The organism is Rhodopseudomonas sp. BR0C11, assembly GCF_010820945.1.
Lineage (GTDB): Bacteria > Pseudomonadota > Alphaproteobacteria > Rhizobiales > Xanthobacteraceae > Rhodopseudomonas > Rhodopseudomonas palustris_H.
Window position 1 is genome coordinate 1 of sequence record NZ_QTKI01000176.1, and the last position, 9,214, is coordinate 9,214.

Here is a 9,214-nt window from a genome sequence, read left to right on the forward strand (position 1 = left end):
GCCGGCGGCTCGCCCGCCGAAACGGCCTCGCTTAGGCGCGCCTCGAGGCGCTGCAGCGTGACCGCACGGGCGCTACGCACCATCTCGCCCAGTTCGGCGTGTCCTTCGCTGCCCACGGCCGACAACGTGACCATGCAGCCGAGCGGATGATCATCAGGCGCCCCGGTCAGCGCAGAGGCGGAGTCGAGCAAAAAGGCCTCCACCGCCTCGCGCGCGGTCGGCGCAGCGTGGAACCGGCCCCATACCAATTGTTCGTAATTGGCTTCGTAATGCCGCAGCGCTTCGGCGTAGAGCGCCTCCTTGGAGCCGAATGCGGCGTAAAGGCTCGGCGGCCCGATCCCCATCGCTGCGGTCAGATCGGCGATCGAGGTCGCCTCGTAGCCCTTGATCCAGAACAGCCGGGTGGCCTCCGCCAGCGCACGGGCGCGGTCGAAGGTTCGGGGCCTTCCGCGTGGCCGTGCGGGGCGATCGTCTAAGGGCGGATCTGATTTCTGCATTAATCGCTATATAAATAGCTTGCCGACCTCCGGCAATTCGCCTACGAATTATATATCGATTACTACAAAAAAAGAGGATGACATGGTTGAGCTGACGGGCAAGCGGGCGCTGATCACCGGAGCCTCGCGCGGCATTGGCGCCGCAATTGCGAAGGAACTGGCCGCCAAGGGCGCGGACGTCGCCATCACCTATGAACGCTCAGCCGAACGTGCGGCCGAGGTCGTGCGCGTGATCGAGGGCGAAGGACGTCGCGGCTTCGTGCTTCAGGCGGACAGCGCTGATCCGGCGGCCTTGAAGTCCGCGGTGGACGAGGCTGCGGCCAAGCTCGGCGGCCTCGACATCCTGGTCAACAATGCCGGTATCGGCCGCGTCGGTCCGATCACCGAGCTCAGCCTCGCCGACATCGACGCGCTGCTGAACATCAACGTGCGCGCAGTGGTGCTCGCGTCGCAAGCCGCGATCCCTCACCTCGGACAGGGCGGACGGATCATTTCGATCGGTTCGACGCTCGCCGAGCGGGTGCCGTTCGCCGGCTCGACCGTTTACGCGATGACCAAGTCGGCGCTGCACGCATTCACGCGTGGCCTGTCGCGCGAGCTCGGGCCGCAGGGCGTCACCGTCAATCTGGTGCAGCCTGGATCGATCGACACCGACATGAACCCGGCGAGTGGCGAGCAGGCCGACCAGCTCCGCGCCCTGACGGCGCTCGGGCGCTACGGCAAGCCCGAGGAAATCGCCGCCGTGGTCGCGTTCCTGGCCAGTCCGGCCGCAGCCCTGATCACCGGTGCGATGATCACCGCGGACGCTGGCTTCCCGGCTTGACGGCGGAGTACTTCCGCCGGCGGCGCTGCTGGCCGAGCCCCATCTTCTTGGCCAGTTGCGAGCGCTCCACCGCGTAGTTCGGTGCGACCATCGGATAGTCCGCGGGAAGTCCCCACTTCTCGCGGTACTGCTCCGGCGTCATCTTGTACTGCGTACGCAAATGCCGCTTCAGCGACTTGAAGCGTTTGCCGTCTTCCAGGCAGATCAGATATTCCGGCGTCACCGATTTCTTCACCGGAACGGCCGGCTTGGCCGGCTCCTGCGGCGCCACCTCGGGGCGACCGGCCGACAGCCGCTGCAGCGCGGCGTGGACCTGACCGATCAGCGCCGGGATCTCGCTCGCCTGGGTCGCATTGTTGCTGACATAAGCCGAGACGATCGACGCGGTCAGCTCGATGTAGCTCTTGCCTGGGGTATCACTCATCGGCCGTCCTTCGTCGTCGGTTCGAAACGCGCCGCGCGGCAGGCCGCGGGCGCGTTAGTCAAATTGTCGGGATACTCGGTGGTATTTTGCAGATCGCCGCCACGCGGCGAATCTAACCTTGCCAATACCGAAGTCTATTTAGGGTGGTGCAGTCCAGCAAGGTAGACCAACAGACGAAACCGCGCCTTAGCTGCGCTGTTCGAGATGCTCGCGCAGTTCATCGATCGACTCGAACCGCAGCATGCCTTCCGGCATCTGCGCCTCGATCGAGCCGTCGGAATACAGCGAATAGGCCATGCCATCGACCACGCCGGATTTCAGCACGGTGACCTGCTGCATCTCCTCACTGCGCGGAGCCGGCGTCGGCTCCAGCAGGCCGGATCGTTCCGGCGGCGGCGGCGTCTCGTCACCACCCGCTGCGGACCGCTTGCGCGGCCAGGCATCCTCGAAATTGCGCGCGGCGCCCCCCAGCAGATCGCCGGACGGCGCCTCCCCGCCGGCCTGGGCCGCGCGCTCCCGCTCGCGGCGGGACGAGGCGAACAGAAGATTGCGCCGCTTCGGCGGCGTCTGCTCGTCCTCGGGCTCGGGCGACGACGTGTCGAGCGGCGCAGAAGGCGGTGGCGGTGGTGGCTTGATCTCGAGCGGCGCCGCAGCCCGCTGGCGCAGCCGGTCGCGCGCTGCGGCCTCCTCCTGCCAGGGCCTCACGCCTGCGGGCCCGGCCGCGGGAGCGGCTGAGGCGGCGCGGACGGCTCCGACCGGTCGCCGGGGAACAGAGCATCACTGTCCGCAGCCGGCGGCTGGGGAAACGCGGTCCGCTCCGGAGCCCGGGTGACGCTGGTCTCGATCTCCTCGGTGCCGAGGCCGGCGCCGATCGACCGCAGCTCACGGATCACCGCCGACAGGCCGAGCAGCAGCGCACCGGTGCAGAAGCCGATCACGCCGGACAGGATCAACGTGTTGCCGAAGCTGAATTCCTTGACCGGGACGCCGACGATGATCGACGCCGCTCCGGCCAGCAGGAAGACGATGCCGGCGACCAGAAGCAATATCATGCTGTACTCCACTCCGGGGCGGAGCGCCTCGGTAGCCCGCGTTACGATAGCGTCATCCGTCCTAGATCGGCAATCGCTTCAGGCCTTTGCGAACAACTTGTTGGCGCCGCGGTTGCGGACCCTGCCGCTTTCCCGGCGGGATGGGGGCACCGCCCCGCCACATGCCTGCTGCGCTCCGGTCGGCGCTTGCTGCAAGGCATTCGCAGCACTAGGCTTCCGCCAAGTCAACGCGCCGGGCAACGGCGCCCACACCGAAGAGGAAGCGCATGTCCCCAGCCGAAGCCGCACGCCTGAGAGAAGTCCCCTCTGACATGACCGAGGCCGAGTGGGAGCAGCGGGTCAACCTCGCCGCCTGCTATCGCCTGGTCGCGCTGTACGGCTGGGACGATCTGGTCGACACCCACATTTCGGCCCGGGTGCCCGGCCCCGAGCATCACTTCCTGATCAATCCCTACGGGCTGATGTTCGACGAGATCACCGCCTCGAGCCTGGTGAAGGTCGATCTCGACGGCAACCAGCTCACCGAGAGCCCATACAAGATCAACCCGGCCGGCTTCACCATTCATTCGGCGATCCATGAGGTCCGCGAGGACGCCGGCTGCGTCATTCACCTGCACACCCCGGACGGCACCGCGGTGGCGAGCTGCATGGACGGCCTGCTGCCGATCAACCAGACCGCGCATTTCGTCACCGGCGACCTCGCCTATCACGACTATGAAGGCGTCGCGCTCGATCACGACGAGCGGCCCCGGCTGCAGCGCGATCTCGGCGACAAGAACCACATGCTGCTGCGCAATCATGGCACGCTGACCGTGGGCCGCACTGTCGCCTCCGCGTTCGAGCGGATGTATCATCTCGAGCGCTCCTGCACGATGCAGGTCCGCACCAAGATGCTCGGCCCGACGGCCTACCCGCTCGAGCAGATGGTGATCGACAAGAACCACGACCTGATCGCCAATCGCGACGCGATGGAGCTGCGCTCCACCAAGCTGGTGTGGCCGCCGCTGCTGCGCAAACTCGACCGCATCGATCCGAGCTATCGGAGCTGAGCGGGCCAACGCTGTCACGCGAGCGCAGCGAAGCGATCCAGAGGCTCAGCACACCGAACTGGATTGCTGCGCCGCTTTGCTCCTCGCAATGACGGCTGAACTCGCGGTTGAAATCTGCAAAGGCGATGCTATCCTCTCCGCATCACCCTCTACGCTATTGGAATTCAAACGCCGCCCAATTCCGGGCGGCGTTTTTGCGTCGGCACGCGGCCATCGGCCGCCGACATCGATTTGTGACGTAATTATTACGCCGCGCTTTTCATCACCACCATCGCGCTCATCAACGCCGCGCCGCGCGCGCAAGTAATCGCTCCCCGAAAGATATCTCTGCTTCTGAAAATTCCACCTCGTAGATTTACCGAATGTTGGTCTCTGCCGTCCATGGGTGCGCCGCCGCCAACTAACAGATGGCGACTCCCGAAGAAAATAACCTTCGCAAAACTGTCACCAACCTCGGTCACCCGATGCGTCAGTTGTATTCCGCTTCGAAACACGTTCTGAAATCTCCGTTCAACCGCATCAAGATCGGTCTCCGCTTCAAGATCGCAGTGCTCGGTTTGATCGGCGTAGCCCTGGTCGGCTCCGCCTGCCTGCTCGGGCTGAGAGAGGCAGCCGAGGCGGAGCGCAGATCGGAAGCCAGCGTGGCGCTGCGCTTTGACGTCATGCAGCTGTCGGCCGACTACCTGCAGGCGGGATTGATCGCCAACGAATTCCTGCGCACGTCGGACGACAAGCTGATCGCAAAGCACGAGGCGGTCGCGACGGCGGCCAAGCACCGGCTCCAGGACATCGAGCAGCGGCTCGGCCGAACCGACAGCGACGCGGCGGCGAAGCAATCGACGGCACTGCTTACGGGCCTCAATCTCTATCTCACCCGTTTCCAGAATCTGCTGTCGGCCAAACGCGTGCTCGGTCTCACCGAGCAGGACGGATTGCAGGGCAAGCTGCGCGAAGCGACCAGGCGGCTCGAAGCGAAGCTGGCTGAGATCGACGATCCCCGCCTGTCGGTGCTGATGCTGACGATGCGTCGCCTGGAGAAGGATTTCATCCAGAAGGGCCGCGAGAAGGACGGGGACGATCTGATCGAACGCGCCTCCGATTTCGCTGGCGCGCTGGCCAAGAGCGATCTTGCAGCCGACCAGAAGAAGGAGCTGACGACGCTGATCGGCGGCTACAAATCGAGCTTCCTCGCTTTCATGGTCAGCCAACAGAGTCTGAACGAAGAGATCGAAGACTTCGGTTCGGTGTTCGCCCGCACCCGGCCGACGCTGGACGCGCTGATGACGAGCGCAGAGGCGCGCTATCGGGCTTCCCAATCGAGCGCGGCCCAAGTCCGAAAACTGCTCAACTGGATCATCGGCGGCGTCACCTTGGGCGTGGCGACACTCGCTCTCCTGGTCGGTCAACGCATCGCCGGATCGGTGACGCGGACCACCGCGGCCATGCAGCGGCTCGCCGCTGGGGATTTCGACGCGGTGCTGCCGGGACTGGAGCGGCGCGACGAGATCGGCGAGATGGCGCGCGCTGTCGAAGCCTTCAAGGCAGCGTCGCAGCGCGCCGCGCGCGAAGAGGCTGAAGCTAAGATCGCGCAGCAGCAGATCGAGGCCGAGCGCCGCAGGGACGGCATGCACAAGCTCGCCGACGGCTTCGAGGTCGCGGTCGGCAAGGTAATCGAAACCGTGTTTCTGGCGTCAAGCTCGCTTGAGTCATCGGCGGGCTCGCTCACCCACACCGCCGAGACGTCACGCCAGCTCACGATCGCGACAGCGTCGGTCTCGTCCGAGGTGAGCGCCTGTGTCGGCACAGTTGCGGCGTCGGCCGGGCAACTCCTCGCCTCGGTCGACGACATCGGCCGGCGGATCGAGGAGTCGACGACGATGACGGCCGCAGCCGTGCAGCAAACACGGCAAACCAGCGAGCACGTGCTGCAGCTCGCACGCGCCGGTGATCGCATCGGCGATATCGTCGGGATGATCCAGACCATCGCCCGCCAGACCAATCTGCTCGCCCTGAACGCCACCATCGAAGCCGCACGGGCTGGCGACGCGGGGCGCGGCTTCGCCGTGGTTGCCTTCGAAGTCAAAGCCCTTGCCGAGCAGACCGCCAAGGCGACGCACGATATTCAGCGGCAGGTCGCGGATATCCAGCAAGCGACACGTTCGTCGGCCGGCTCGATCGACCAGATCGTCGGCCTGATCGAACGTGTCTCGGAAACGATCGCGACCATCTCGGCCGCGATCGAGACGCAGGGCCTGGAGACGCGGACCATGTCGGACCGCGTGGCGAAAGCTGCGAGCGAGACCGTCCATGTCGCGACCTGCATCGAACAGGTACAGCGCGGCGCCGAACATGTCGAAAGCGCCTCGCGGGAAGTGTTCGCTGCGGCGCAGTCGCTGGCGAACGACAGCAACGTGCTGCGGCGGGAAGTCGCCGACTTCCTAGGCTCGGTACGTTCGGCCTAGGCGCCGGCGGCCGCGAGCGAAGGGGGCGGAGTCGCGGGCTCACTGGCGCAATCCGACCCGGCGGCCGTAACCGATCAGCGCGCAGTACACCAGAGCGGCCGCCAGCGTGGTGTGGCCGCTGAATTTGACCAGGCCGAAGCCCCAGCCGGATACGCCGACCAGCACGGCAAGCGCGAGCGTCAGCAAGCAAGCGCCGATCACGCGCAGAGCGATCACCACCGGCCGCCGCAGCGAGCGACGCAGGATCTCGTGCTGAGGCCGGCGCATGGCGAATGCGAGCGCAGTGAAGCCCAGCAGACACAGGGCTTGAGCGAGCGCGTGGTTCATGTCGCCGCCTCGCCCGACATCGTTGGGAGCGCGTCGCGCTTCGCCGAGCTGCGCGGCGGGCGAACACGCGCGCCGTGCCGCGCGGTGCGGATCGCCAGCACGGCGTGCACAAGCGCCAGCGTCCAGCACATCAGGTCGGTGCCGACGAACACCCAATCGCCGACCGCGAAGCTGTGCCACAGCGGACGCTGGGTCGTCATGGCGTTGAGCACCGGGATCAGCGCCAGCAATCCAGCGGCCGCCCACAGCTGCTCGACCCAAGCCGCTCGCGCCGGCCGCAGCAATGCATGGAGCAAGGTCAGCCCCCAGACGATGAAGAACACATGGATTTCCCAGAACGCCCTGTCCGCCATCGCAGTCGGCAACAGGCGGTTCGCCCACAGGAACGCCGTCATGGCGATCGAGAGCCCTGCGATGCTGGCAATGTTGAGCCGCTCGACCAGGCGGAATCCAAAATACGGCCGCTCCGGATCAGGCAGCTTCTGCCGCCGCTTCACCGTCCACATCACGAGGCCGGTACCGACCATCGCGGTGCCCATGAAGCTGACGATGAAGTACAGCCACCGGGTCTCGAGGTCGCTGAACCGTCCGATGTGCAGCGCGTAGAGCACGCCTCGGGTTTCAGCCGCCGCACCGACGCGATCATGCACGGAGACTAATTTGCCGGTGACGCCGTCGAATTCCAGGTAGTCGGGACTCATCGAGACGCGCCCGGCATCGCCGCGGGTCACCGCGATGCGGGCTGCCGCGTTGCCCGGATTGGCCGCGTTGACGCGCCCAACATCGGACGTGCCCCAGCGCACCTGCGCCTGCCGCACCATCGCTTCGATCGAGCCGAGCGGCGCCGCGTCTGCGGCGGGTTTGCCGGGCGGGATGAAGGCATTGAGCTCCGCCATCAACTGCTGGCGCTCGGCTGGCGTCTTGATGGCGGCGCGCTCGCCCCATGGCACGTACAGCGCCATCAACGTCACCAGCCCGGTGTAGGTAATCATCACATGAAACGGCAGGCCGAACACCGACAACGCGTTATGCGCGTCGAGCCAGGAGCGCTGGCCCTTGCCCCAGCGGAAGGTGAAGAAATCGGTGAAGATCTTTTTGTGGGTGATCACGCCGGCGACGATCGCAATCAGCATGAACATCGCCGCGAGACCGGCGAGCAGCCGTCCCCAAAACGGCGACATGTAGTAGAACTGAAAGTGGAAGCGATAGAAGAAGTCGCCCCCGAGCGTCCCCCGAGCTTCAACCTGACGGCCGGTCACCGGATCGAAGTGCCCTTCTCCGAAGCCACGCGCATCCTGCGCGACGGGAAGCCGCCAGAACGCATAGACACTGTTGCTGCGCCCCTCGGGAAGCTTGATGCTCCACTGCGTCGCGCTGGGCGCAATCCGGCCGATCTCATCGGCGACGCGCTGCGCCACCACGGCCGGGTCCAGCGCCTGCGTCACGCGCGGCAATTCCGGCCGCATCCACTGCGACAGCTCCTCCTTGAAGAACGACACGGTGCCGGTGAGGAACATCGCATACAGCACCCAGCCGAGCAGCAGCCCGGTCCAGGTGTGGAGGTCCGACATGCTCTGCCGAATGCCGCGAGGGGCGGCTTGTCGATCATGCTTGGTCACGCGATGCGCCCCATCAGGAAGCAAACCATGCCAGCGGCGTCAGCACCGCGGCGACGACGGCTAAGCCGATCCATGCTCTCAGCGCGCTCCGCGCCGCGAACACCCAGATCACCACGGCCGTACACACCGCGAAGCTCGCCAGCTGACCGGTGAGCACCGCCTGCGGCTTGCTGATCGGCAGCGCCAGCACTGCGACGCTGAGCAGCGCCGCGATCCCGTAGCCGCCGGCCGCCGCCGCGACGATGCGCGCGATCAACGGACCGATCGTCCGCGCGCGGTGCACCCGCGCGGTCATTTGCTCGGCGCGGCCGGCGTCGCCGGCGGGCCGGGCGGAAGCGGCGGCAGGCCGTCGGCCTTCTCGTAAGTGACGGTGGTGGCGTAGCTCACCGCATCATAAGGCTCCGCCCCCATGGGGCCGGTGCGCTCGCCAGAGGTTTTGTCGTTGAGGCTGACTTCGGCGACGTAAACGCCCTTCCACGGCATGTCGAAGCTGACCAGCCCCTGCGCGTCGGTGTGCGCTTCCTTGGCCCAACCCGACTGCGTCGTCAGCGTGACCTTGGTCTTCGGCTTCGGTTGATCCTTGAACACCAGCTTGAACTGGCCAGGCTGCCCGGTCGGCACCAGGTCAAGCACCAGCTTCGGCTGCTGCGCGGCAAAGCCAGTGATCAGCCGCGCCGCCGGATAGAACCAATTCCGCACGTCCTTATCCTGCTGTTTCCAGGTGTACAGCGGATAGTTCGCGTCCTCGGCCACGATGCTGTCACCGGCCGCAGCGGCGAACGGCAGCTTGAACCCGCTGGCGGTCTTGCTCGCCTCCGCCTTCTGTTCACCCTTGGCAGACAGCAGCGTGCCGGTGACCTTGCCGAATTTGTCGAGCAGCCCGGGCGAGGCTTCGCGCAGGTTTTCGCCGAACTCGCCGAACCGGACCACCGTCTGGCCGTCCGCCTGCTCGATCCAGATC

General features: G+C 66.1%; 9 protein-coding genes and 1 pseudogene. 3 read left to right on the top strand and 7 right to left on the bottom strand.

The window, feature by feature from the left end; translation table 11 throughout:
* Positions 1-497, bottom strand: a 497-nt coding sequence (locus DYI24_RS14635) for a TetR/AcrR family transcriptional regulator (RefSeq protein WP_164572797.1), incomplete at its 3' end; no start/stop codon positions are given.
* An 82-nt stretch (positions 498-579) separates the two neighbouring features.
* Between DYI24_RS14635 and DYI24_RS14640 the strand changes: the two genes are divergently transcribed.
* The gene (locus tag DYI24_RS14640) at positions 580-1,320 is read left to right on the top strand and encodes a 3-oxoacyl-ACP reductase family protein (RefSeq protein WP_164572798.1); all 741 of its coding nucleotides are present in this window, start codon (positions 580-582) and stop codon (positions 1,318-1,320) included.
* On the opposite strand, the gene DYI24_RS14645 is transcribed toward DYI24_RS14640, so the two are convergent.
* Together DYI24_RS14645 and DYI24_RS28795 are read right to left on the bottom strand one after the other, a co-directional pair.
* Positions 1,292-1,744, bottom strand: coding sequence for a Ros/MucR family transcriptional regulator (locus tag DYI24_RS14645; protein ID WP_164572799.1), 453 nt, complete (start codon positions 1,742-1,744; stop codon positions 1,292-1,294). The genes DYI24_RS14640 and DYI24_RS14645 overlap by 29 nt on opposite strands.
* Before the next feature lie 186 nt (positions 1,745-1,930).
* Positions 1,931-2,796 (bottom strand): annotated as a pseudogene (locus DYI24_RS28795) (hypothetical protein).
* A 266-nt stretch (positions 2,797-3,062) separates the two neighbouring features.
* Between DYI24_RS28795 and DYI24_RS14655 the strand changes: the two are divergent.
* Both DYI24_RS14655 and DYI24_RS14660 read left to right on the top strand, forming a co-directional pair.
* On the top strand, positions 3,063-3,845 hold the full coding sequence (locus tag DYI24_RS14655) for a class II aldolase/adducin family protein (protein ID WP_107355003.1): 783 nt from the start codon (positions 3,063-3,065) through the stop codon (positions 3,843-3,845).
* Between the two features lie 464 nt (positions 3,846-4,309).
* On the top strand, positions 4,310-6,307 hold the full coding sequence (locus tag DYI24_RS14660; RefSeq protein ID WP_164572800.1) for a methyl-accepting chemotaxis protein: 1,998 nt from the start codon (positions 4,310-4,312) through the stop codon (positions 6,305-6,307).
* A gap of 39 nt (positions 6,308-6,346) precedes the next feature.
* On the opposite strand, the gene DYI24_RS14665 is transcribed toward DYI24_RS14660, so the two are convergent.
* The 4 genes from DYI24_RS14665 to DYI24_RS14680 form a co-directional block, all read right to left on the bottom strand.
* Positions 6,347-6,634, bottom strand: a complete 288-nt coding sequence (locus DYI24_RS14665) for a DUF3325 domain-containing protein (RefSeq protein WP_164572801.1) — start codon at positions 6,632-6,634, stop codon at positions 6,347-6,349.
* Positions 6,631-8,205, bottom strand: coding sequence for a PepSY-associated TM helix domain-containing protein (locus DYI24_RS14670; RefSeq protein WP_164572804.1), 1,575 nt, complete (start codon positions 8,203-8,205; stop codon positions 6,631-6,633). Before DYI24_RS14670 ends, DYI24_RS14665 begins: the two co-directional genes overlap by 4 nt.
* Before the next feature lie 61 nt (positions 8,206-8,266).
* The gene (locus tag DYI24_RS14675) at positions 8,267-8,548 is read right to left on the bottom strand and encodes a DUF3649 domain-containing protein (protein ID WP_164572802.1); all 282 of its coding nucleotides are present in this window, start codon (positions 8,546-8,548) and stop codon (positions 8,267-8,269) included.
* Positions 8,545-9,214, bottom strand: a 670-nt coding sequence (locus tag DYI24_RS14680) for a DUF4198 domain-containing protein (RefSeq protein WP_164572803.1), incomplete at its 5' end; no start/stop codon positions are given. The genes DYI24_RS14675 and DYI24_RS14680, both read right to left, overlap by 4 nt.

What these genes read in the sequence shown, in the direction of transcription:
- DYI24_RS14670 (WP_164572804.1), bottom strand. Translation starts at nt 8,205, where the DNA reads ATGTCGGACCTCCACACCTGGACCGGGCTGCTGCTCGGCTGGGTGCTG.
- DYI24_RS14675 (WP_164572802.1), bottom strand. Translation starts at nt 8,548, where the DNA reads ATGACCGCGCGGGTGCACCGCGCGCGGACGATCGGTCCGTTGATCGCG.
- DYI24_RS14660 (WP_164572800.1), top strand. Translation starts at nt 4,310, where the DNA reads ATGCGTCAGTTGTATTCCGCTTCGAAACACGTTCTGAAATCTCCGTTC.
- DYI24_RS14665 (WP_164572801.1), bottom strand. Translation starts at nt 6,634, where the DNA reads ATGAACCACGCGCTCGCTCAAGCCCTGTGTCTGCTGGGCTTCACTGCG.
- DYI24_RS14655 (WP_107355003.1), top strand. Translation starts at nt 3,063, where the DNA reads ATGTCCCCAGCCGAAGCCGCACGCCTGAGAGAAGTCCCCTCTGACATG.
- DYI24_RS14640 (WP_164572798.1), top strand. Translation starts at nt 580, where the DNA reads ATGGTTGAGCTGACGGGCAAGCGGGCGCTGATCACCGGAGCCTCGCGC.
- DYI24_RS14645 (WP_164572799.1), bottom strand. Translation starts at nt 1,744, where the DNA reads ATGAGTGATACCCCAGGCAAGAGCTACATCGAGCTGACCGCGTCGATC.